This is a genomic window from Brevibacillus sp. SYP-B805 (assembly GCF_011059135.1).
Lineage (GTDB): Bacteria > Bacillota > Bacilli > Brevibacillales > Brevibacillaceae > Brevibacillus_F.
Genome location: NZ_JAALGD010000014.1, coordinates 92458 through 114348 on the forward strand (window position 1 = coordinate 92458; position 21891 = coordinate 114348).

General features: G+C 55.8%; 21 protein-coding genes and 1 pseudogene. 12 read left to right on the forward strand and 10 right to left on the reverse strand.

What is annotated here, in order from left to right:
• Nucleotides 1–23 precede the first annotated feature (23 nt).
• The 3 genes from G3578_RS16540 to G3578_RS16550 all read right to left on the reverse strand — a co-directional run bounded on the left by G3578_RS16540 (nt 24) and on the right by G3578_RS16550 (nt 2766).
• A complete protein-coding gene (locus G3578_RS16540; protein WP_165214074.1) occupies nt 24–1304 on the reverse strand; it encodes an ArsB/NhaD family transporter in 1281 nt (426 codons plus the stop codon).
• A gap of 37 nt (nt 1305–1341) precedes the next feature.
• The gene (locus tag G3578_RS16545; RefSeq protein WP_165214075.1) at nt 1342–1533 is read right to left on the reverse strand and encodes a hypothetical protein; all 192 of its coding nucleotides are present in this window, start codon (nt 1531–1533) and stop codon (nt 1342–1344) included.
• Between the two features lie 264 nt (nt 1534–1797).
• Nucleotides 1798–2766: a helix-turn-helix transcriptional regulator gene (locus G3578_RS16550; RefSeq protein ID WP_165214076.1), complete on the reverse strand. Its 969-nt coding sequence runs from the start codon at nt 2764–2766 to the stop codon at nt 1798–1800.
• Between the two features lie 95 nt (nt 2767–2861).
• Between G3578_RS16550 and G3578_RS16555 the strand changes: the two genes are divergently transcribed.
• From G3578_RS16555 to G3578_RS16565, 3 genes are all read left to right on the forward strand, one after another.
• Entirely contained in the window at nt 2862–3695 is an 834-nt protein-coding gene (locus G3578_RS16555) for an SDR family NAD(P)-dependent oxidoreductase (RefSeq protein WP_165214077.1), read from the forward strand.
• 95 nt (nt 3696–3790) lie between these two features.
• Nucleotides 3791–5362 (forward strand): ABC-F family ATP-binding cassette domain-containing protein, encoded by a 1572-nt coding sequence (locus G3578_RS16560; protein WP_165214078.1) that lies wholly within the window; start codon nt 3791–3793, stop codon nt 5360–5362.
• A 208-nt stretch (nt 5363–5570) separates the two neighbouring features.
• Nucleotides 5571–7151, forward strand: a complete 1581-nt coding sequence (locus G3578_RS16565; protein ID WP_165214079.1) for a long-chain-fatty-acid--CoA ligase — start codon at nt 5571–5573, stop codon at nt 7149–7151.
• A gap of 41 nt (nt 7152–7192) precedes the next feature.
• On the opposite strand, the gene G3578_RS16570 is transcribed toward G3578_RS16565, so the two are convergent.
• Both G3578_RS16570 and G3578_RS16575 read right to left on the reverse strand, forming a co-directional pair.
• On the reverse strand, nt 7193–7678 hold the full coding sequence (locus tag G3578_RS16570; protein ID WP_165214080.1) for a methylated-DNA--[protein]-cysteine S-methyltransferase: 486 nt from the start codon (nt 7676–7678) through the stop codon (nt 7193–7195).
• The gene (locus tag G3578_RS16575; RefSeq protein WP_165214081.1) at nt 7675–8250 is read right to left on the reverse strand and encodes a bifunctional transcriptional activator/DNA repair enzyme AdaA; all 576 of its coding nucleotides are present in this window, start codon (nt 8248–8250) and stop codon (nt 7675–7677) included. The genes G3578_RS16570 and G3578_RS16575 overlap by 4 nt, the downstream gene beginning before the upstream one ends.
• A 210-nt stretch (nt 8251–8460) precedes the next feature.
• Here G3578_RS16575 and G3578_RS16580 point away from each other — a divergent pair, with 210 nt between their 5' ends.
• Complete coding sequence (locus G3578_RS16580) at nt 8461–8889, forward strand: MFS transporter (RefSeq protein WP_165214082.1); 429 nt, start codon at nt 8461–8463, stop codon at nt 8887–8889.
• Entirely contained in the window at nt 8861–9526 is a 666-nt protein-coding gene (locus G3578_RS16585; protein WP_165214083.1) for a TetR/AcrR family transcriptional regulator, read from the forward strand. The genes G3578_RS16580 and G3578_RS16585 overlap by 29 nt, the downstream gene beginning before the upstream one ends.
• A gap of 179 nt (nt 9527–9705) precedes the next feature.
• On the opposite strand, the gene G3578_RS16590 is transcribed toward G3578_RS16585, so the two are convergent.
• The gene (locus G3578_RS16590) at nt 9706–10131 is read right to left on the reverse strand and encodes a VOC family protein (protein ID WP_165214106.1); all 426 of its coding nucleotides are present in this window, start codon (nt 10129–10131) and stop codon (nt 9706–9708) included.
• 311 nt (nt 10132–10442) lie between these two features.
• Here G3578_RS16590 and G3578_RS16595 point away from each other — a divergent pair, with 311 nt between their 5' ends.
• The gene (locus G3578_RS16595) at nt 10443–12644 is read left to right on the forward strand and encodes a heavy metal translocating P-type ATPase (RefSeq protein WP_165214084.1); all 2202 of its coding nucleotides are present in this window, start codon (nt 10443–10445) and stop codon (nt 12642–12644) included.
• 155 nt (nt 12645–12799) lie between these two features.
• On the opposite strand, the gene G3578_RS16600 is transcribed toward G3578_RS16595, so the two are convergent.
• Nucleotides 12800–13762 carry a cation diffusion facilitator family transporter gene (locus G3578_RS16600; RefSeq protein WP_165214085.1) on the reverse strand — a complete coding sequence of 321 codons (963 nt, stop codon included), beginning with the start codon at nt 13760–13762 and terminating at the stop codon, nt 12800–12802.
• 79 nt (nt 13763–13841) lie between these two features.
• Nucleotides 13842–14546: a Crp/Fnr family transcriptional regulator gene (locus G3578_RS16605; protein ID WP_165214086.1), complete on the reverse strand. Its 705-nt coding sequence runs from the start codon at nt 14544–14546 to the stop codon at nt 13842–13844.
• A 246-nt stretch (nt 14547–14792) separates the two neighbouring features.
• Between G3578_RS16605 and G3578_RS16610 the strand changes: the two genes are divergently transcribed.
• The 5 genes from G3578_RS16610 (at nt 14793) to G3578_RS16630 (ending at nt 19347) form a co-directional block, all read left to right on the forward strand.
• The gene (locus G3578_RS16610) at nt 14793–15770 is read left to right on the forward strand and encodes a YpdA family putative bacillithiol disulfide reductase (RefSeq protein WP_165214087.1); all 978 of its coding nucleotides are present in this window, start codon (nt 14793–14795) and stop codon (nt 15768–15770) included.
• A 117-nt stretch (nt 15771–15887) separates the two neighbouring features.
• Nucleotides 15888–16640 carry a hydrogen peroxide-dependent heme synthase gene (gene hemQ / locus G3578_RS16615; protein WP_165214088.1) on the forward strand — a complete coding sequence of 251 codons (753 nt, stop codon included), beginning with the start codon at nt 15888–15890 and terminating at the stop codon, nt 16638–16640.
• 197 nt (nt 16641–16837) lie between these two features.
• Nucleotides 16838–18163, forward strand: a complete 1326-nt coding sequence (locus tag G3578_RS16620) for a globin-coupled sensor protein (protein ID WP_165214089.1) — start codon at nt 16838–16840, stop codon at nt 18161–18163.
• Nucleotides 18164–18195: 32 nt separating this feature from the next.
• Nucleotides 18196–18372, forward strand: a complete 177-nt coding sequence (locus G3578_RS16625) for a hypothetical protein (protein ID WP_165214090.1) — start codon at nt 18196–18198, stop codon at nt 18370–18372.
• Nucleotides 18373–18378: 6 nt separating this feature from the next.
• The gene (locus tag G3578_RS16630; RefSeq protein ID WP_165214091.1) at nt 18379–19347 is read left to right on the forward strand and encodes an aromatic acid exporter family protein; all 969 of its coding nucleotides are present in this window, start codon (nt 18379–18381) and stop codon (nt 19345–19347) included.
• 35 nt (nt 19348–19382) lie between these two features.
• Here G3578_RS16630 and G3578_RS16635 read toward each other — a convergent pair.
• Nucleotides 19383–19637: pseudogene (locus tag G3578_RS16635) on the reverse strand (cupin domain-containing protein); the annotation flags it as partial.
• Between the two features lie 126 nt (nt 19638–19763).
• Between G3578_RS16635 and G3578_RS16640 the strand changes: the two are divergent.
• Nucleotides 19764–21314, forward strand: coding sequence for a multicopper oxidase family protein (locus tag G3578_RS16640; protein WP_206529764.1), 1551 nt, complete (start codon nt 19764–19766; stop codon nt 21312–21314).
• 34 nt (nt 21315–21348) lie between these two features.
• On the opposite strand, the gene G3578_RS16645 is transcribed toward G3578_RS16640, so the two are convergent.
• Nucleotides 21349–21768, reverse strand: coding sequence for a hypothetical protein (locus tag G3578_RS16645; protein WP_165214092.1), 420 nt, complete (start codon nt 21766–21768; stop codon nt 21349–21351).
• Between the last annotated feature and the right edge of the window lie 123 nt (nt 21769–21891).

The window sequence follows — 21891 nt, forward strand, 5'->3', positions numbered from 1 at the left end:
TGCTTCCCATTTGCCTAACGGATTCAGAGCAGGTAGCGCAGATAGAGATACCCGGATGCAATCACAATGGACAGGATCATCAAAGGAAAACCAACCTTCATGAACTTCCAAAATGAGATGGGATAGCCTTCTTTTGCTGCGAGTCCGGCGACGATCACGTTTGCGCTCGCGCCGATCAAGGTTCCGTTCCCTCCAAGGCAGGCACCCAATGCCAGGCTCCACCAGAGCGGTTCTACGTTCTCCATGCCCATGTCCCCCATCTCCTTGATCAGCGGGATCATGGTTGCGACAAACGGAATGTTGTCGATAAAGGCGGAGGCAATCGCACTCATCCACAGGATAAGCATGGCGGCAGCCGTCAGATCACCCCCTGTCACGTTGACCGTCCATGCCGCCAGTTTCCTGATCACGCCGGTTTCCACGAGGCCAGCCACCAAAACAAACAAGCCCACGAAAAAGAAAATCGTCGTCCATTCAACCTTTGCCAATGCTTCTTCCAGATAATGCTCACCGGTCAGGAGCAGCAGGAGAAAGGCGCCTGCCAGAGCCACGGCAGCCGATTCAACGTGGATGATTTGGTGGAGACAGAAGCCGACAATGGTGAACGACAGGGCAAACAAGCATTTTTTGAGCAGTTGGCGGTCTTTGATCGCATCTTTTTCCTCCAGGCTCATCATACTCCGTCGCAGCTCCTCGGATGTTTGAAGCTCGCGCCTGTACAGCATCACGAGGACGATAAGCGTGACGGCCAGGATGAAGAAGGAGATGGCGGCCAGATTGTTTACAAAAGAGAGGAATGTCAATTCCTTCACGGCGCTGCCAATCATGATGTTCGGCGGGTCACCGATCAGGGTGGCGGTTCCGCCAATGTTTGACGCCAGGATTTCCGTGATCAGGTAGGGCAGGGGCGTCACCTTCAGCTGGCGCGTAATGCTTAAGGTAACCGGCACCATCAGCAGCACGGTTGTCACGTTGTCCAACAGGGCGGATGAGATGGCGGTAATCAAGCCCAAAGCCCAAAGAATCCGCAGCGGGTCTCCCTGTGCCTTTTTTGCCGACCAAATGGCGATATACGTGAAGACGCCGGTCTGGGCAGTAATTGACACCAGGATCATCATGCCCGTCAACAGTCCCAGCGTGTTGAAATCAAGATGGTGTATCGCCGTCTCCTGGTTGATGATGCCGCACAGGACCATCAGGATGCCGCCGCTCATGGCGGCGATGGTGCGGTGAATTTTTTCCGAAATGATAAGCGCATAGGTGATGAGAAAAAGACCGATGGCATACATCGCTTGTTGTTCCATAAATGCCTCCTTGCATCTGTTTAAATCTTCGGCAGGCTTACTTTTTTGAGCGGGCAAACCAGCCAATGAGTACGGAAACAGCCATGGTGAAAATGAGCAGGAAGAAAAGATAAACGGTTTGTGTCGAGAGATCATCTAGCGTGCCAATCTTCGCAAGCACCCCTACCATAAAACCGAAATAGGTGAGCAAGGCGATGCATGCAATCGCACATTTGACAGAATCGCTCATAAGACTCCCCCTTATTCGTGCTATTTTTTCTGGCAATAGCCAAAAAAGGCAAAGAGGAACCTGTGGTGACAGGCTCCTCCTTGTGGTACAGAAATACATTTTTCAATGATCTGAAAAGCAAAACGGAGCCTGTGTTGACAGGCTCCACCGTTTCAAAAGGTATTTTGTTAACATGATTATATCATTCCAATCCGATTTCGGCTACCCTTTTCAAACAATTGCCGGAAAGGCAGCATGCTGACCACCTCAAGCAGCGAGGTGGTTTCATCTTTCCGTTTGATGATACAGCTGCAGAATTTCCGCGGCCAGCCGCTTCACTTTTTCCCGCAGGGCCGCCGGTTCCAGAATCTCCATCCGGCCGCCGGCGCCCATGATGAAAGCGCAGGCTTCCTCCTCCACTTGAAATTGCAGCGCCACCTCCATCCAGCCTTCGTCATCGGCTTCCCGCAAGACGCGGATCAGAGGGAATCGACCGGGGGAGGAGAGCCGGGGAAAATAAGCGGCATCAACCCGGACACGCGCCTCGTACCGCGGCAGGTTCTCCACAAACCGGCGGGAGGACTCTTCCCAATACGCGGCCAGGTTGAACCCGGCGGGACGCTCGAACGATTCGTCCGTGACTTCCGCCCGGGTTATCCGGTTCACCCGGTAGTTGCGGATCTCCCCATCGACTGCGGCGATCAGATACCAGACTGTGCCTTTGGCGACGAGGCCGAGCGGCGAGACCATCCGTTCCCTTGTGCTGCCGTCGCTGCGCGTGTAGCGCATGGCTACCTTTCGTTCCTCCCAGACGCCGGTCAGCAGCACTGGCAGCCACTCGTGGGTTTCCTCGGCGGCATGCCAGGAAGAGGTGTCCAGATAGATGCGCTGGTGGATGGAGGCGGCGGTGGCCCGCAGGTTCTCCGGCAGGGTTTCCAGCAGCTTCAGCTGGGCAAGCTGCGCGTCTTTCTCCATGCCGAGATCACGCAGCAGCCTGGCCGGGACGGGGAGAAAGAGCGTAGGAAGCTCCTGGGGGCCCAGCGTAGCCAGTTTGGACTGATAATGCTCCATCAGCTTCCAGCCGCCGTGCTTGCCCCGCTCGGCGTAAACGGGAAAGCCGGAGGAACTGAGCACCTCCAGATCGCGGTGGATCGTCCGCTCCGAGACATGCAGCCGGGCGGCGAGCTGGCTGGTCGTCATCCGCTTGTGGGTTTGCAACAGCAGCAGGATGGCAAGCAGCCTGTCTGTCCGCATCCGCCGACCTCCTTTCCTCAAGAAATTATGACGGAACTTGTCATATTTCATGATTATACTGGCTCTATCACCAACATGCCAAGGAGGAATGCAGGATGAGATTGCAGGGGAAAGTGGCGGTCGTCACCGGTGCAAGCCGGGGAGCGGGCAGAGGGATCGCGCTTGCGTTGGGGCAGGAAGGAGCAACCGTCTATGTGACCGGACGCAGCGCTGCCGGAGGGCCAACCACCGGGAACCGGCCGGAAACCATTGACGAGACGGCGGCCCTCGTGCGCGAGCGGGGCGGGGTGGCCATTCCGGTGCGGGTGGATCACACCAACGACGAAGAAGTAAAAGCCTTGTTCGAACGGGTGAAAGAGGAGCAGGGGAAGCTGGACATTCTCGTCAACAACGCCTGGGGCGGCAATGAGCTGGAGATTCGGGGCGAGCCTTTCTGGGAGCTGTCAACCAAGCATTGGGACAACATGTTTGAGGGCGGCGTCCGCAACCATATCCTGTCTTCCAGGCACGCGGTTCCGCTGATGATAGCGCAACAAGGCGGCCTGATTGTCCATACCTCGTTTGACGACAATGGGAAATATACCGGCCATTTCTATTACGATCTGGCCAAAAACGCGATCAACCGCATGGCGGTGGGGATGGCCCATGATTTGCGGCCTCATGGGGTGACCGTCCTGACCGTATCGCCGGGTTGGATGCGGACGGAGCTTGTCTTGGAGGATTTGGCGAAAAAGGGAGAAACGGAAAAGATGGTGGAACTGACCGAGTCGTGCGAATATGTCGGCAGGGCCATCTGTGCCGTCGCCGCCGATCCCGACCGTTTCGCCATGACCGGTACGGTGCAGAAAGCGGGAGAGCTGGCGAAGAAGTACGGATTTACGGATGTTGACGGCAGATACATTCCGCCGTTTGTGATTCCCGAGGGTTGACGGGCTCCCTGACCCTCCCTGATTTTTCGATAGGAAAACGGCCGGTTTTCCACTAGAATAGGGAGAGTTGGATCGAAACAGGAGGAGCCAAACACATGAGCGTTTTAATCGTCGAAAATCTTTCCCATGCGTTTGCGGACCGCGTGCTGTTCCGCGACGTCTCGTTTCGCCTGCAGCAGGGGGAGCGAGTGGGACTGGTGGGAGCCAACGGAACCGGCAAGTCCACCATGATGGGGATCCTCACCGGCCAGATCATGCCGGACGAGGGCAAAATCGAATGGATGCCGAAAATCCGGTATGGGTATCTGGATCAGCATACCAAGCTTACGCCGGGCAAGACCATCCGGGACGTGCTGAAGGATGCGTTCCTGCCGCTGTTTGAACTGGAACGGGAAAACATGGCGATCGCCGAGAAGATGGCGGACGCCTCGCCGGAAGAGTTGGAGCTGCTTCTGGAACAGATGGGCGAGATTCAGGACCGGCTGGAGCACAGCGGGTTTTACCTGATCGACGCCAAGGTGGAGGAGATCGCCCATGCGCTGGGGCTTTCCGCCATCGGCCTGGACCGCGATGTGGCCACCCTCTCCGGGGGACAGCGGACCAAGGTGCTGCTCGCCAAGCTGCTGCTGGAAAAGCCGTCCGTGCTGCTTCTTGACGAGCCGACCAACTATCTGGACGAGGAGCACATCGACTGGCTGAAAACCTATTTGAAGGAATACCCCTATGCATTTATCCTGATCTCTCACGACACCCGCTTCATGAACGAAGTGGTCAACGTGATCTACCATCTGGAATTCACCAGGCTGAACCGCTATACGGGCAATTACGAATCGTTCCTGGCCCAGGCGGAGATGAAGCGGACCCAGCACATGGACGCCTATGAGAAGCAGCAGGAAGAGATCGCCCGAATGGAAGATTTCATCGCGCGCAACAAGGCGAGAGCCTCCACCTCCGGCCGGGCCAAGAGCCGCCAGAAGCAGCTGGACAGGATCGAGCGGATCGACAAGCCGGAGACGGCGCCGAAACCGACCTTTGTCTTCAAGGAAGCGCGGGCATCGGGCCGCTTCGTCGTGGAGGCCGTGGATCTGGAGGTGGGCTACACCCATCCCCTCATGCCGAAGCTCAATCTCACCCTGGAGCGGGGAGAAAAGGTGGCGATCGTCGGCATGAACGGCGTGGGGAAATCCACGCTGCTCAAGACCCTGCTCGGCGTGATCCCGCCTCTTGGAGGCAAGCTGGAGCGCGGGGATTTTCTGTATCCTTCCTACTTCGAACAGGAAGTGAAGCCCAGGCAGGTAACGGCGCTGGAGGATGTGTGGAACGAGTACCCGCACATGACCAACCACGAAGTGCGGGCGGCGCTGGCGCGGTGCGGCTTGAAAAACGAGCACATCAACCGGCAGCTCTCCGCCCTCTCCGGGGGAGAGCAGGCAAAGGTGCGCCTCTGCAAGCTGCTGCAGCGGGAAAGCAACTGGCTGCTGTTCGATGAGCCGACCAACCACCTGGATGTGGTGGCCAAGGAAGAGTTGAAGCGGGCGATGAAGGAATACAAAGGCACCATTCTGCTCGTCTCCCACGAACCGGAATTCTATCAGGACTGGGTGACCAGGGTGTGGAACGTGGAAGAATGGGCGGCGAAAGCGCGGAACAGCGTCATTCGCCATTGACAGAGGAGAGCATGAAGCCATCCCTTCGGACGGGGGATGGCTTTTTCCGTGGGGCAGGAAATGGGTGGTGCGCCTGCCTGCGGCGGGATCAGGGGGAAGTTTCCCCCGCCCGCCGCATATGTTTGGCAGTAGAAAAGAAGGGAATCAAGGGGGCATGGATAATTCTTTGGGTAAGCAAATCTGATGGTGTGGAAAGGGTGTGTCCATGATGAACGAACATGACTTCGCGGGACTGACGCTGCCGATGATGTTTCACCAAACTTGCAAGCGCTTTCCTGAACGGTCGGCAATCTATTTCAAAGGGGAACAGCTCGATTACCGGACGCTCGCATCGTTCGTGAAGCGTTTTGCGGAGGGATTGAGACAGCTGGGCATTGCGCAGGGGGATCGGGTCGCCATCATGCTGCCCAACTGCCCGCAGTATGTCGTGGCCTACTACGGCATCCTGCAGGTGGGCGGCATTGTCGTCCAGATCAGTCCCATGGCCGTTGCGGGCGAGCTGGAGCATTACCTGGGCGACTCCGGCGCCAAAGCCATCGTGGTCTTCGCCCCTCTTCTCCCGGTGCTGGAAAATGTGAAGAACGCCCGGGAGCTGCTCGGAACAATTGTCGTGGAACTTCCCCCTACAGAAGCCGAATATCCGGAACATTGCGTCAAATTCGAAGCGCTGCTCGCCTGCAGCGAGATGGACACCCCGGCCGCCGTGCGCGATGCGGACGTGGCCGTGCTGCAGTACACCGGGGGTACGACCGGCCGTTCCAAAGGGGCGATGCTGACCCACCGCAATCTGGTGGCCAATGCCTATCAATCCCATTTTGTGATGAAGAGAAGAGAGCATGAGGAAGAGGTGGAGCAGGAGCGGATCCTGACCGTGATCCCGCTGTTTCATGTCTACGCGATGACCGTTTGCATGAATATCGCCATCCTGACCGGGGCGCAGATGATCCTGCTGCCGCGCTTTGATCTGAACGAAGTGCTGGCCACCATCAAGGAGACAAGACCCACGCTCTTTCCGGGCGTTCCGACGATGTATGTGGCCGTCAACTCCCATCCGCAGGCGGTAGCGTACGGCATCTCCTCAATCCGTCTTTGTGTGAGCGGTTCCGCCCCGCTGCCGGTGGAAGTGATCAAGGAGTTTGAAGAGAAAACGGAAGGCGTGATCATCGAGGGATACGGCTTGTCCGAAGCTTCGCCGGTCACCCATTTCAACCCGCTCGAGAAGCGCAAGCCGGGCTCCATTGGCACGGTGGTCCCGCTTACCGAGGCCAGAATCGTGGATTTGCAGGAGGGAACGACGGAGCTGGGGCCGCATGAGTACGGGGAACTGGTGATACGCGGTCCCCAGGTGATGAGCGGTTACTGGAATCTGCCGGAGGAGACGGCCCGCACGATTCGGGACGGCTGGCTCTACACGGGGGATATCGCCGCCAGAGATGAAGAAGGCTACTACTATATCGTCGACCGGAAGAAAGATTTGATCATTGCCGGCGGATACAACATCTATCCGCGTGAAGTGGAAGAGGTGCTGTACGAACACCCGGACGTGCAGGAGGCGGTGGTGATCGGCGTGCCGGACGCGTATCGCGGCGAGACGGTGAAGGCCGTCATCGTTCTCAGACAGGGGGCGGCGCTCACGTCGGAGGAAGTGGAAGCCTACTGCCGGGAGCATCTGGCCGCCTATAAGGTGCCGCGCATCATCGAATTTCGCGAGGCGCTCCCGAAGACGGCCGTCGGCAAAATTCTCCGCCGCCTGCTGCGGGAAGAAAGCAGCCAGCCACACGAGACCTGATCGACAAGAAGCCCTTCTCCGAGAAAACGGGGGAAGGGCTCCTATTTTTTCGTCCGCACCTGCTCGGTTTCATGCTGCAGCAGCCATTCCTTGCGCCACAGCCCCCACGCATAGCCGCGCAGCTTGCCGTCGCTGCCGATGATCCGATGGCAGGGAATGATGACAGCCCACCTGTTTTGGCCGACGGCGGTGCCGACAGCGCGGACAGCCGCATCGCGGGCGAGCGACACGGAGATCTGCCGGTACGTCGATGTGCTCCCGTAGGGTACGTCGGCAAGGCGGCTCCACACGGTTGTTTGAAACGGCGTGCCCGCAGCGTGTAGGGGCAGCGAAAAGGAGAACCGTTTTCCCCGGAAATATTCGTCCAGCTGGGTGAGGCATGCTTCGACGGCGGCGGGAAGCGCCTCCGTTCCCCGGCAGCCATCCACCTCGCCGTCAACAAATGCCACGCGATGGATCGCCTCCGCCGAACCTTCTATCTGCAATACCCCGATCGGGGACCTGTACCAGGCGATGGCGGTTGTCATGAAGGACCAGCTCCTTTCCGGCTGTCCCGGTCGGCCAACTGCCGGTAGGCGGAGGGCGGGCAGCCGACTTCTTTGTGAAAGACTGCGGAAAAATGGGCGCTGCTGGCAAACCCCGTCTGCAAGGCGACGGCGGTGATGCTCTCCCCGGTGTCCCGCAGGAGCGCTTTGGCATGCTCCAGGCGCGTTAGCTGCAGGTACCTGGCCGGTGTCGTGTTCATCACCCGCCGGAAGCACCGCAGCAAGTAATACGGGCTGACAAACAGACGGGCAGCCATGGATTGCAAAGAGAGGGGCTCGGCATAATGCCCGTCGATCAAGCGGGCCAACTGCCGGGCCAGCTCTTCTTCATGGGAGCGCCACTCCTGTTCCTCCGGCCGGCACCGTTTGCAGGGGCGCAGCCCGGCCTTTCTGGCTTCCGACGGGGTATGGAAGATGCGGACGTTTTCCCGCTTCGGTGTTTTTGATCTGCATGAGGGACGGCAGAACACGCCGGTCGTCACCAGGCCGTAGTAGAGTTGGCCGTCGTACGCCGGGTCGCATTCGACGATGGCCCGCCAGATTTCTTCATTCATTGCAATCCCTCCCCGTTTCCTTATGCCAAGTATATCCCCATTTGCTTCCCAATGAAATGGCTTCCGAATTGGAGAGCAAGATGGAGAAAGAGGAGAATGTGAATCGTCCGTTTTCCTGCTGGCATGATTTGGTATAAAACGGTTGAAAAACGACATCAGTGTCGTTTGTAATAACGACATTGATGTCTATTTTATTGGAGGTTAATGTCGATGGGAAATAACCGCTCTTTCTTGTATTTGATGACAGCCCAAGCCGTTTCCAATTTGGGAGACTGGATCGACCTGCTTGCGCTGTTTTCGTTGGTTGCCTTGGAATGGCGAGCCAGTTCCGTTGAGATGACGCTGCTTGTCCTGTGTCTGGCGGTGCCCGTGGTACTGTTTGGGCCGCCGGCAGGAGTGTTGGCCGATCGCCACGAAAGAAAAACCTTGATGATGGCGGCAGACCTCGTCCGGGCGGTCGCTGGGCCCGCGCTGGGAGGAGTCCTGGTCGGCGCGCTGGGCATCAGGGCCGCCTTCTTCGTCGATGCGCTCACCTTTCTGCTGTCGGCTCTCGTTCTCTTGGGCATGCTTGGCTTGTGGCAGAAAAATCAAATAGAGCGGAGGGAGATTCATGTCGCCGAAAGTAACGGAGGAACATAAGGAAAACAGACGGCTGGAAATCATGAGGGCGGCGGCGGAAGTATTCAAACGCAAGGGTTACGACGCCGTCACCATGCAGGATATTATCGACGAGACGGGCATGAGCCGGGGCGGCGTGTATGCCTACTTCGGGTCCAAGGAGGAGCTGTTCTGGGCGCTGCTGGATCAGATCGACGATTCCCATGCGGCCGGATACGCGAAGCTGCTGGATCGCTACCGGAATGCCTGGGAAACGATCGAGCATTTTCTGCGGTACCAGGAAAAAGAGATCGGCAACACCCATCGCTCTCTTTCGCCTGCTATCTTCGAGTTTTTCAGTTCCGGCTGGCGCGATGCCGACAGACAGCCGTTTCTGGTCGGGCGGTACAAACGGGCGGTTGGCGATTTTGCCCGGTTTCTGAGGGCGGGCGTCAAGCGCGGAGACTTCCGGCCGCTGCAGGAACCGGAAGCGATTGCCCAGTTTGTGATTTCCTTCCTGGATGGCTTGAGCGTGGATGTCCTGCTGCTCGGCAGCGAGGTGTGCGATTATCGGGCGCAGCTCGATTCACTGCGGCTCTATCTGCACCAGGTGCTGCAAATCGCAGAGACAAGCCGGGAAGACGGTGGATCGCAATCTACTACCGGCGAAACGCCATAGCTTTTCTGTTCAGGAGGTTGATCATCTCTTCCACCATCCTTAAGGGACGGAGATTCTCCGCCTGTCCCGCATCGTGCAGGACCTGGACAGCTTACCCAACGCTTCTACCAGGGTAGGGTCAAGGCAGTGCGGGACAGGCGGCTCCGGCCTGGGGATCTCGAACCTGATAGGAAACCTGATTAATGTTGTCCCTCCGTGTAAATTTGGAAGGTTACCCCGAACTTGTCCGTTACAATACCGTAAGCAGGGCTGAAAAATGTTTCCTGCAGCGGCATGGTTACCTGCCCGCCCTGCTGCAAGGCTTCGAAAATTTGTTTTGCTTTTTCCTTGTCATCCGTTGAAATACAGATGGTAACTTGACTTCCCTGTTGATGGGGCGTACCTGGGAACGTATCGGAAAACATCAGGTCCGATTCGCCAATCTTTAGCATGGCGTGAGACACACGATTCTTTGCTTCTTCCGGCAGGGGAAATTCGGGGTTTTCCGGCATCTCTCCGAAAGTTTGGAAAAAGAGAACCTTGGCATCCAGCGCTTGTTCGTAAAACTGGATCGCTTCCTTGGCATTTCCGTCCATCATCAAATACGGGGTCAATCGCAATGTCATCATAATTCAACTCCTTTTTTGGTTGCTGCTGTGCTTGAAAACCGACAGGCCGTTGTTTGGCACTTGTCAACGCTTTCAAACACACCTCCATTATTGCCTATTTTTTCGTTTATAGAAACTATTTTTGCATGTAAATCATGTGTCTTGACGACTGAAGTTTTGATTGACAAACAATAATAGGGAAAACACCGTTCATAAACAGATCAAGCGGGGAAATGTTATTGACAAATACAGTAGGGGGGTATAGTATATATGCAGAATAACAGATTGAAAAGCGTATACGCGAAGAAACCAATAGCAGGTGATGACCCGTGGAAAAACAAACAACCCTACAAATATCCGGCATGACTTGCGCCGCTTGCGCCTTCCGGATCGAAAAAGGTCTGAACAAGCTGCCCGGCGTGACCAAGGCGACGGTCAACTTCACGATGGAGACGGCCCATGTGGAGTACAGTCCCGACAGCGTAACCATCGAGGACATGATCAAGAAGGTGGAGAAGCTGGGCTACACCGCCGCTCTCAAACAGGAGGAGGGAGCCGGGGATCATCGGAAGAAGGAGATCGCCGCGCAGAAGAGCAAGCTGATCGCCTCCGCGATCCTCTCCTTTCCGCTCTTGTGGGCGATGGCGGGACACTTCTCCTTCACCTCGTTTATCTGGACGCCGGCGGTGTTCATGAACCCCTGGTTTCAGCTTCTGCTGGCGACGCCGGTACAGTTCATCATCGGGAAGCAGTTTTATGTGGGGGCCTACAAGGCGCTGCGCAGCAAAAGCGCCAACATGGACGTTCTCGTTGCCCTGGGCACGTCCGCGGCTTACTTTTACAGCTTGTACCAGACGCTGCGCACGCTTGACGGCGGCATGCAGCATCAGGTGGAGCTCTACTTTGAAACCAGCGCCATCCTGATCACGCTGATCCTGCTCGGCAAGCTGTTCGAAGCGCTGGCCAAGGGGCGCACCTCCGAGGCGATCAAGACCCTGATGGGGCTGCAGGCCAAAACGGCGCTGGTGATCCGCGACGGGCAGGAGATCAGCATTCCGGTCGAGCAGGTGGTGGTGGGTGATCTGTTCGTCGTCAAGCCGGGGGAAAAGGTACCGGTGGACGGCGAAGTGATCGAAGGCACCTCTTCCGTCGACGAGTCGATGCTGACAGGCGAAAGCATACCGGTGGAAAAACGGGCGGGCGACACGGTGATCGGGGCCACCATCAACAAACACGGCGTACTGAAAGTCAGGGCGACCAAAGTGGGCAAAGAGACGGCGCTGGCCCAAATCATCAAGGTGGTCGAGGAAGCGCAGGGTTCCAAAGCGCCGATTCAGCGCATCGCCGACGTGATCTCGGGCATTTTCGTCCCGATCGTCGTAGGCATCGCCATCGTTACGTTCGTCATCTGGTTTTTCGCCGTGGCGCCGGGTGATTTTGCGGGCGCGCTGGAGAAAGCCATCGCCGTCCTGGTGATTGCGTGCCCCTGCGCACTGGGGCTGGCGACGCCGACTTCCATCATGGCCGGTTCCGGCCGGGCTGCCGAGTACGGCATCCTGTTCAAGGGCGGCGAACATCTCGAAGCCACCCATCGCGTCGATACGGTGATCCTGGACAAAACGGGGACCGTAACCACCGGGAAACCGAGGCTGACGGACGTGATCGCGGCGAACGGGATGGATGAAACCCGGCTCTTGCAGCTGGTGGGAGCGGCGGAGAAAAACTCGGAGCACCCGCTCGCGGAAGCCATCGCGGCCGGCGTGAAGGAAAAAGGCATCCCATTGCCGGATGCGGAAAGTTTTGAAGCGATTCCCGGCTTTGGGATCCGGGCCGTGGTGGGGGGCAGCGAGATCCTTGTCGGTACCCGCAAGCTGATGGCCCGATACGGGATAGAAGTGGAAGAGGCTCTCGAAGAGATGGGACGGCTGGAGGAAGCCGGCAAAACGGCGATGCTGATCGCCGTCGATGGCGCTTATGCGGGCATGGTCGCCGTCGCGGACACCATCAAGGAGACCTCTCGTGAAGCGGTGGCCCGCCTGAAAGCGCTCGGCATCGAGGTCGTCATGATCACGGGCGACAACGAGCGGACGGCGCGAGCGATCGCCCGCGAGGCAGGCATCGACCGGGTGCTGGCGGAGGTTCTCCCCGACGGCAAAGCGGCGGAAGTGAAGAAGCTGCAGGACGCCGGCAGGAAGGTGGCCATGGTGGGGGACGGCATCAACGACGCTCCGGCTCTGGCGACCGCCGATATCGGGATGGCGATCGGCACGGGTACCGATGTGGCGATGGAAGCGGCTGATGTCACCCTGATGCGCGGCGATCTCAACAGCATTGCCGATGCCATCTTCATCAGCCAAAAGACCATGGCCAACATCAGGCAGAACCTGTTCTGGGCCCTCGCCTACAATGTGATCGGCATCCCGATCGCCGCCGCCGGCTACCTCGCGCCGTGGCTGGCAGGAGCGGCCATGGCGCTCAGCTCGGTTTCGGTCGTCCTCAACGCCCTGCGCCTGCAGCGGGTGAAACTCTGATATCCGACAAGACGCGAATCGGCATCACGGCTGCCAACATGGCTGACCGGATGCCGATGTTTTTTTCGTATGTTGGAAAGTGAGGATGAAAGTCGGCGGGGTTATGGTTGGGGGGCCCCCGCCGACACCAGCGCTCGCTAGAGTCGGCGGGGCTATTAGCGATGATGCCCCTCGTCATGCTTTTCAAACGACACATGCCCGTGCTTTACGGTGGAATTCTCGATCTGTATGGTGGAATGCATGATGTGAAATTGGGTTTCCAACCGTGCGAGCGCCTGGTTCAGGACCTCATAGCCGGAAACCTCGTCGTCCACCAACAGGTGGCAGCTGAGGGAATCGAAGCCGGATGTTACGGTCCAGACATGCAGATCGTAGACCTTCCGCACGCCCGGAATGGCGAGCAGCGCCTCGGTGACGGCCGCGATGTCGATGGTGGAAGGTACCCCTTCCATCAGGATGTTGACGGATTCCTTGGTTACTCTCCAGGCGCTGATCAGGATCAGGATGCCCACGATGGCGGAGATCAGCGGATCAGCCGCATACCAGCCGAACTGCCACATGAGAATGCCGGCCAGAATCGCGCCTGCCGAGCCGAGCAGATCGCCCAGCACATGCAGGAAGGCGCTGCGGATATTCAGATTCTGCTTGTAGTCGCCGCGCATCAGGATCAGGGCGACCGCTATGTTGGCGAAAAGGCCGAGGGTGGCGATGCCGATCATCGGCACGCTGGCGACCTGCGGCGGATTCTGCAGCCGCTGCCAGCTTTCCCAGAAGATAAACAGGGAGATCAGGATGAGCGTAACCCCGTTCAACAAGGCAGCGAGGATTTCAAAGCGATAATAGCCGTACGTTTTCTGGGGAGAGGGAGGGCGGGAGGCGAACCAGAGCGCAAGCAGGCTGAGAAACAAGGCGGAAGAGTCGCTGAACATATGGCCGGCATCGGAGAGCAGCGCCAGGCTGTTGGTAAGTATCCCGCCGATCACTTCCACGATGAAAAACGCCGTGATGATGATAACGGCAAGCAGAAGCGCTTTCCGGTCGGCTGTTCTGCCGTGATGGTGCGTGTGGCCGTGTCCATGTCCATGATCATGCCCGGCGTGTGCGTGTCCGAATCCCATGGCATTCCCTCCTGTTGTTTGGAGTTATTGTACCATGAGGATGAAATTTCTGCCATGGAGCCTTTTGACACGCACCGTGCTAGATCCGGCAGATTTCCGGCGGACAATCGTCACAGCTGATCGCATGTTTCAAATAATCCAAATCCTTGATCAAGAGATGACCGTGCGGCAGCGTTTCAATCACATCCAGCCTTTTCAAATCGGAAAGCATCCGGTTGACACTTTCGCGGGTCAGGCCGACGAACTGGGCCAGCTCCCGGTTGGTCAGGGACAGATTGATCAGAACGCCGTCCTCGTGCTCTTCTCCGTAAGTGTTGCACATCCGGATCAACGTGGAATAGAGAGCGCCGATCTTGCCGTTTAGCAGCAGATCGCGGAACTTGTACTGCATGCACCGGCTCATCACGGCCATCCACCGGAGAATTTCCGCACCGAATTCGCCGTTTTTCATCAGCAGCGTCTCCAATGCGTTTCGCTGGATGATCCAGACCATCCCCGTCTCCAGCACGGTGGCCGTTGCCGGATAGCGCACATCCGGTTCAAACAGGCCGGACATCCCGACCAGTTCTCCAGGCCCAAACACCTGCAGGGTAAGCTCTTTGCCGTCTGCGGTGTTTTTCGTCACCTTCACTTGGCCCGATTCGAGCAGATACAGGTAATCCGCCCTTTCTCCATCGATGAACAGGACAGAGCCGGCTGTCATCTTCTTTTTGGCTCCGATTCGTTCCAGATGGTTGATCAACGCGGGGGAAACCTGCTCGACAAACGTCAGATTTTTCATCATCCGTTCATCTCCATGCGTTCATTTTGTAACCCGATTTACAGGCATTATACCATGCTTTGGGAGGGGGCAATCGTGTCAGCTTTGAGACAAATCATCGGGTGGCTTGTTCATGTTTCAGCCGCTGCCGGATTGCCCAAACTAGCAGAAAGAACAGGGGGGGCCATCACCCCTGTCAACCGCTCGCTGACGGCAGATGGTATAATGAAGAGAGCAGAACCTGGATAAGAGAGAGGAGCAACCATACCCATGGAAGAGGTCATCATTGTAGGGGCAGGGCCGTGCGGATTGGCGGCTGCCATCGAATTGAAGAAGGTGGGGGTCAATCCGCTGCTGATCGAAAAGGGGGCGCTGGTCAACTCGATCTATCGCTACCCGACCTACATGATCTTTCACAGCACGCCGGAACTGCTGGAGATCGGTGAGATTCCCTTTACCACGGCCAATGAAAAGCCAACCCGCCAGGAGGCGCTTGCCTACTACCGCCTGGTCGCCCAGCGCCATCAGCTGCGCATCAACAGCTATGAAGAAGTCGTGGAGATCCGGCCGCACGGGTCCCATTTTCAAGTCAGGTCGAAGGATCGGTTCGGGAAGGAACGGGAGTATGAAACCGTCCGTGTCATCATCGCCACCGGCTACTTTGATCATCCCAACCGCCTGCATATCCCCGGCGAAGAGATGCCGAAAGTCTTTTCGTTTTACCAGGAAGCGCATCCGTTTACGGGACAGAAGGTGGCGATTGTCGGCGGCAACAATTCCGCGGTGGATGCCGCCCTCGACCTGGAACGCGCCGGCGCGGAGGTGACGGTCATCAACCGGCGGCCTGAACTTTCGCCATATGTGAAGGCCTGGACCCGTCCCGTTTTTGAAAGCATGGTGAACAAGGGGCGCATCCGCATGCTCTATTCATCCCGCCTGCTTCGGATCGAAGAGCGGCACATCGTGGTGGACGTGGCGGGAGAAGTGCAGACCCTCGAAAATGACTTTGTGTTTACGCTGATCGGCTATCGGCCGGATCGCACCTTTTTGCATGCGCTCGGCGTGACCGTCGAGGAAGAGACGGGCATTCCCTGCCACGATCCGGAAACCATGCAGACCAATGTTCCCGGCGTCTACATCGCCGGGGTAATCGCTGCGGGTCATCATGCGAATGCGATCTTTATCGAGAACGGCCGCTTCCACGGGCGGCTGATTGCCGCGCATGTGGCGAAATCGCGGGCTCATTGACCGATTGTCACGATTTCGTTTCAGATGCCGCTTCAGCTCGTGTGTTATACTGGATAAGGATTTGCAGGTACACATGGGGATCCATTCCTCACATCGGATGCAAAGGAGTGTTGGCGAATGACGACGAATGAAGCGCTGCTTACGCTGGAAGGCTGGTTTTCCGCGCATGATTTTCGCAAGCTGAATTGGGAAAAATGGAAAGCGGCGTCCGCCGGGGAACGGCAGGCGGCGTTGGATGAGCTGTTGACGCTCATGGCTGGCTGGGAGGAAAGCGAGGGAGCGGAGAGCGGCAGCACGGCGGTCTACGCGATCCTGGGCCACAAGGCCGATCTCGGGTTTATGTTTCTGCGCCCCACGCTGCAGGAGCTGAATGACATCAAAACGACCTTCAACAAAACGCGGTTTGCCGATTTCACCACATCGGACTACTCCTACATTTCGGTGGTGGAATTGAGCAACTACGTGAACAATCCGGGCGAAGACCCGAAAGCCAATCCGCATGTGCGCGAGCGGCTCTATCCGATCCTGCCGAAGTGGCAGCATTTCTGCTTCTACCCGATGAACAAGAAGCGTTCCGGCAGCGACAACTGGTATATGATGACGATGGATGAGCGCCGGGAACTGATGAAGGCACACGGCATGACAGGCCGCAAGTATGCGGGAAAAGTGAAGCAGATCATCGGGGGCTCGGTCGGTTACGACGATTGGGAATGGGGAGTTACCCTGTTTGCCAACGATCCGCTCGATCTGAAGCATATCGTCTACGAGATGCGCTTTGACGAAGTAAGCGCGCGCTTCGGCGAATTCGGCCATTTCCTGGTTGGCAATCTCGTAACCAGGGAAACGCTGCCCGACCTGCTGCGGGTATAGCCGGAATACTAGAGGTGCAATGCCGGTCTGATGAGGACCGGCTTTTTTTGTTGGTATATCGGAAAGCGTCGTAAGAAGGGTAGGGGGATTGCGTTTCGTTTTTCTGTCGAAGTCTCTCACAAACAGGTTTTAATTGCTGAAAAATGGGAAAAAAGGAAATAGAGATGTAAATGAATCAACAGACAGGAGCGAAACAGATGAGCAAGTACCCTTTTTCCAAGCTGTTTTCTACGGGCAGGAAGGGGGTGTCACATTTCTTTGCCGAGGACGAGGCATCCTATCTTGCAGCGGTCAGATTGGACGTGAACAATAACAGCGACTTAGACAAACAGCTGCTCATGATTCAATTGACCCCGGAAGATTTGGCGGTCATCAAACAGCTGCAGCCGGTTATCGTGGAACATCTCGAGGCGCTGGTGGACCAGTTCTACCGGAATCTTGAACACGAAACGTCGCTGATGGAGATCATTCGCCACCACAGCAGCGTGGAGCGGCTCAAACAGACCCTGATGAGACACATCCGGGAGATGTTTGACGGAAAAATCGACGCGCAATTCATTGAAAAGCGGCATACTATCGCGAAAAGGCATGTTCTGATTGGGTTGGAGCCGAAATGGTATATGTGCGCGTTTCAGGATCTGCTGCTGTCGATCCTGGATATCCTTGACCGCACCATCCCTGACAAGGGCGAATATGCGCGGGCCGTCCGCGCGGTAACGAAGATTCTGAATATCGAGCAGCAGATTGTGCTGGAAGCGTACGATGCCGAGCATGAGCGCACCCGCCAGATGGCTGCTCAGGAAAAAGCGCAGGTTCGGGACCGGGTGAGCGAATCGGCGGAAGAGCTGGTGGCGATTTCCGAGGAAACCAGTGCTTCCCTGCAGGAGCTGACCCACCAGGCGGAGGAGGTCGTCTCGTTTGCCAAGCGGGGAACGGATTCTTCCGTCAGGGCGGAGAGCCTTTCGCGCGAAGGGAAAAACAAACTGCAGGAACAGCAGGAGCAAATAACGCAGATCAACGAGCAGATGATGCAAATGTCTGCAGAAATGGAGGCGCTTGAGCAGAATTCCGAAAAGATCCGCGGGATTATCAACGTGGTCACGTCGATCGCGGAGCAAACCAATCTGCTGGCGCTGAATGCGGCGATTGAAGCGGCGCGAGCGGGAGAGCAGGGACGGGGGTTTGCCGTGGTGGCGGATGAGGTGCGCAAACTGGCCGAGGAGACCAAAAAGTCGGTCAAGGATGTATCCAGCCTGATTGAAGAGACGAACAAGCAGACCCTGAACGTGGCCGAATTGCTGGAGAAGGCCAAAGGGCTTGTCGCGGCGGGGACGGACACGGTGAAAGCAACCAATTCGTTTTTTGACCAGATCATGCAGGCCGTATCCGACAGCAAGGAACAAAGCACCAGCATCGAACAGGAACTGGTCCAATTCTCGCGGGTGATCGGGGAGATGGGTCAAGCCATCGAACAGGTGGCCGCCTCTGCCGACCAGTTAAAAGACGTTACCAGAAGCTTATAGCGGCGATGTGCCGCAAAGAAGGAATGCCAGCCGTGCTGATGAACCATGGCTGGCCTTTTGGTGTTGTCCCGTCACACAGCCCGCTGTTCATCGAAAGTGCCGGCATGTTGTTTCCAGCATGGATCGGCTATAATAAAATTGCGTGCCGGACAGACTTCCAGGCGAAGTCAGGCAGTGGAGAGCAGATTCTCGGTTTGGATAAGGAATGAATCTTCATGAAAATCGGATACCGAACGATCAAAACGGCGGTAGGGGTCGCTCTTTCCGTCTCTCTTGCGCAGTATATCGGCTTGCCATTTTTTGCCATGGCCGGCATCATCACGATGCTGGGCATTCAGGTGACCCGCAGACAGTCCCTGCTGTCCTCGGGCAAGCGGATCGCCGCCTGTCTGCTTGGGATGATGATCAGCTTTCTTCTTTTCCATCTGCTCGGCTACCATCCCCTGACCATCCTGCTGGCGGTGCTGCTGCTTATCCCGCTGCTGGTCAAGTTCAAGCTGCAGGATGGGATAACCACGAGCACGGTGATCATCTTGCAAATCTATTCGCTCAAGCAGTTCACCCTGCCCATCCTGCTGCATGAAATCGGCCTGATCGGCATCGGGGTGGGGGTGGCCCTTCTGATGAATCTGCACATGCCGACAAGAGTGAAGGAACTGAAGCAGTACCGGCAGGCGATCGAGCGCAACATTTCGGTCATCCTGAAGGAGTTTGCCCTCTATTTGCGGCAGGGGGAAAGCAGCTGGGACGGGAAAGAGATGATCGAGACGGAGGATTTGCTGCGAGCGGCCAGGAGATTGGCGCGGCAGGAGGAAGAAAACCAGTTCTTCCGGCAGGAGAATCCGTATGAGCGCTGCTTTTCCATGCGCGCGGAGCAGTTCGAACTGCTGGAGCGGATGCTGCCGGTCGTCTCCACCCTGAATCAGGACCTGCCGCAGGGACAGCGTTTGGCCGCCTTTATGGAGAAGCTGAGCGCCCACATCGTGGACAGCCGGTCCGACCACGACTTTCTCCAGGAATTGCGGGAGATGCGCAGGGAACACAAAACCGCTCCGCTGCCCGTCACAAGGGAGGAGTTCGAGATCAGGGCTTCCCTGTTTTATCTGTACAACGAGATGGAGCATTTTCTGATGATCCACGCCCGTTTTGCGAATACCGGCGACGAAAAAAACAGCTTTGGCTAAGTTCAGGCTGCCGATAACGTTTGGCGGAACAAGGTTTATCTGGGGTAGTAGGTAAACCCGGGATATGTTACGACAGGCCATTTCTCCTTGCGCAGCGCGTCCAGCAATTCCGGTCCGACGTGCAAATTTTCCCCAACCAGTTCACGAGGGGTAAGGGCCATCCATTGGTTTAACGATACATCGGCATATCGGTCGTTGCCCGCAAATACCGTCATGCGTCCCTGGCCGGTAAGGTAATACTGCCACTCGTCGTTGGTAGGATGCCAGTGAAGCTCTCTCATGCCGCCGGGCATTTTCCGACAAGCCCCGAAAATGAGATATGGAAGTTTCCCCAACAAAGTCCCCATCATAATGAAGAAGAGGTTTCACATAAACTTACTCAGTTGATCTTCACGATGGGGAGGTTTTCCATTCTCATGCCTGAAATGATAAAGCTGCAAAAATTTGTCGATGAACTGCCTATTCTCAAGACATTATCCCCTAAGAAGCGAAGCAATGGATGGACGTATTACGAAGTGACCATGAAGGAGTTTACCCAAAAGCTCCACAGGGATCTCGCACCTACCCGCTTATGGGGCTACGAGGGAACATACCCTGGTCCAACTTTCGACGTCATGCAGTATGAAACGGTGTTTGTGAAATGGATAAACGATCTTCCCAAAAAGCATTTTCTTCCTGTCGATACGACGATTCACGGTTCTGAAATCACGCTACCAGAGGGAAGAACCGTTGTTCATTTACACGGCGGCAGAACGCCCCCCCATAGTGACGGGTACCCCGAAGCCTGGTTTACGCGAAATTTTGAACAAACGGGGCCTTTATTCGAACGAGAAATATATGCGTACCCAAATCTTGAACGGGCGACTACGTTGTGGTATCACGACCACACGATCGGCATTACAAGATTGAACATATACGCGGGACTCGCGGGATTCTATCTGATCCGCGACAAGCATGAGGAGTCCCTTAACCTTCCGAAGGGAAGATATGAGGTCCCTCTATTAATCCAAGACCGCTCGTTTAACCCGGACGGTTCGCTTTACTACCCAAGCTGTCCGGATAATAAGGAGGTTTGTACTCCTTATCCTTCGTTAGTTCCCCCTTTTGATGCGGATACCATTCTGGTGAACGGTAAAGTCTGGCCATATATGGAAGTGGAGCCAAGAAAATATCGATTTCGCATGTTAAATGGCTCCAATAGCAGAATCCTTACATTAAAACTTGACTCCGGTCAGCCTTTTTATCAAATTGGAACGGATGGCGGCTTTCTTGAGCAGCCAGTGGAAATCAATGAAATTGTGCTAGGTGCCGCTGAGCGCGCTGATGTGATTGTGGATTTCTCCAGGCATACCGGTCAGACAATTACGCTCAAAAATGTTACGAAAAGCGCATCCCCCGAAACAACAGATGTCATGCAATTCAGAGTGACCGTTCCGTTAAGAAGCAAAGATACCAGTTCCATTCCTGCTTATATAGGAAAAATAAACCGACTAACGAAAAGCATGGCACAGAAAACAAGAGATTTACCACTAATTCGACTAAAGGATCAATATGGCCGCTCCTTGAATTTATTAAGCGGTAAAATGTGGAATGATCGCATATCGGAGGTAATCGAGGAAGGTACTGTTGAGATATGGCGATTGATTAATGTGATAGATGATGATCCTCACCCCATCCATGTACATTTGGTTGATTTTCAAATTCTTGAACGTCAGCCCTTTGACGTTGCTCATTTTCAACGTACAGGAAAACTGCTGTTTACAGGTCCTGCCGTTCCCCCGGCACCGTATGAAATGGGATTTAAGGATACGGTTCAGACCCCTTTTGGTTACGTTACCTCCATTATCGCCCGTTTCGGCCCGTTTACCGGCCGGTATGTATGGCATTGTCACATGCTGGAGCATGAGGATTACGAAATGATGCGCCCTTTTGAGGTTGTGAAAGCACAGGACAGGAGAAAAAGGTGAGGAGTAAATGAGGGGAAAAACAGAAAGTTTTTCTTTACTTTTCTTTTTTGGCAGTCTTGAACAGCTCTTCCATGCTCGCCATCACTTTTTCATCGGTAAGGTAATATACGCCATTCACATTGTTCGGAAAAAGCTCAAATACCTTGTTTTCTCCTTCATACAAAGAAACCCAATACCTCCATCCGCTTCTCGGTTCTTGGTTAGGATCAGGAACAAAGCGGACGTCTTTCATAACCTGAAGCCATTGGACAATTTTTGCTTTGTCCGTAATCGTTCTTAATTCACCTGTACTTCCGTTCCTTATGGTCAATTTATCCACTTTGGATAAATCACCTTGATAAAGTTCGGTGAACAGCATAGGCTTTACATCTGCAGATGTTTCCGGTTGACCCTGGCAAGCTGTGAGAAAGGAGAAAACCAATAATATCACTGTTAAAAAATGATAAATCTTCATCAATTGCCCCCCTTACATGAAAATGGACGCAATGATGTACCAATCCGTTTCATGAATTCAATGTTACTTCCCTTTACACATAAAACAAGCTGCCCTCAAAGGCAGCTCGTTCTGTTCTGTCGT

Coding starts and splice junctions, on each gene's coding strand:
- G3578_RS16645 (WP_165214092.1), bottom strand. CDS start 21,768: ATGAAGATTTATCATTTTTTAACAGTGATATTATTGGTTTTCTCCTTT.
- G3578_RS16585 (WP_165214083.1), top strand. CDS start 8,861: ATGTCGCCGAAAGTAACGGAGGAACATAAGGAAAACAGACGGCTGGAA.
- G3578_RS16550 (WP_165214076.1), bottom strand. CDS start 2,766: ATGCGGACAGACAGGCTGCTTGCCATCCTGCTGCTGTTGCAAACCCAC.
- G3578_RS16630 (WP_165214091.1), top strand. CDS start 18,379: ATGAAAATCGGATACCGAACGATCAAAACGGCGGTAGGGGTCGCTCTT.
- G3578_RS16610 (WP_165214087.1), top strand. CDS start 14,793: ATGGAAGAGGTCATCATTGTAGGGGCAGGGCCGTGCGGATTGGCGGCT.
- G3578_RS16620 (WP_165214089.1), top strand. CDS start 16,838: ATGAGCAAGTACCCTTTTTCCAAGCTGTTTTCTACGGGCAGGAAGGGG.
- G3578_RS16590 (WP_165214106.1), bottom strand. CDS start 10,131: ATGACATTGCGATTGACCCCGTATTTGATGATGGACGGAAATGCCAAG.
- G3578_RS16565 (WP_165214079.1), top strand. CDS start 5,571: ATGAACGAACATGACTTCGCGGGACTGACGCTGCCGATGATGTTTCAC.
- G3578_RS16600 (WP_165214085.1), bottom strand. CDS start 13,762: ATGGGATTCGGACACGCACACGCCGGGCATGATCATGGACATGGACAC.
- hemQ (WP_165214088.1), top strand. CDS start 15,888: ATGACGACGAATGAAGCGCTGCTTACGCTGGAAGGCTGGTTTTCCGCG.
- G3578_RS16570 (WP_165214080.1), bottom strand. CDS start 7,678: ATGACAACCGCCATCGCCTGGTACAGGTCCCCGATCGGGGTATTGCAG.
- G3578_RS16545 (WP_165214075.1), bottom strand. CDS start 1,533: ATGAGCGATTCTGTCAAATGTGCGATTGCATGCATCGCCTTGCTCACC.
- G3578_RS16560 (WP_165214078.1), top strand. CDS start 3,791: ATGAGCGTTTTAATCGTCGAAAATCTTTCCCATGCGTTTGCGGACCGC.
- G3578_RS16555 (WP_165214077.1), top strand. CDS start 2,862: ATGAGATTGCAGGGGAAAGTGGCGGTCGTCACCGGTGCAAGCCGGGGA.
- G3578_RS16580 (WP_165214082.1), top strand. CDS start 8,461: ATGGGAAATAACCGCTCTTTCTTGTATTTGATGACAGCCCAAGCCGTT.
- G3578_RS16605 (WP_165214086.1), bottom strand. CDS start 14,546: ATGATGAAAAATCTGACGTTTGTCGAGCAGGTTTCCCCCGCGTTGATC.
- G3578_RS16640 (WP_206529764.1), top strand. CDS start 19,764: ATGCCTGAAATGATAAAGCTGCAAAAATTTGTCGATGAACTGCCTATT.
- G3578_RS16575 (WP_165214081.1), bottom strand. CDS start 8,250: ATGAATGAAGAAATCTGGCGGGCCATCGTCGAATGCGACCCGGCGTAC.
- G3578_RS16540 (WP_165214074.1), bottom strand. CDS start 1,304: ATGGAACAACAAGCGATGTATGCCATCGGTCTTTTTCTCATCACCTAT.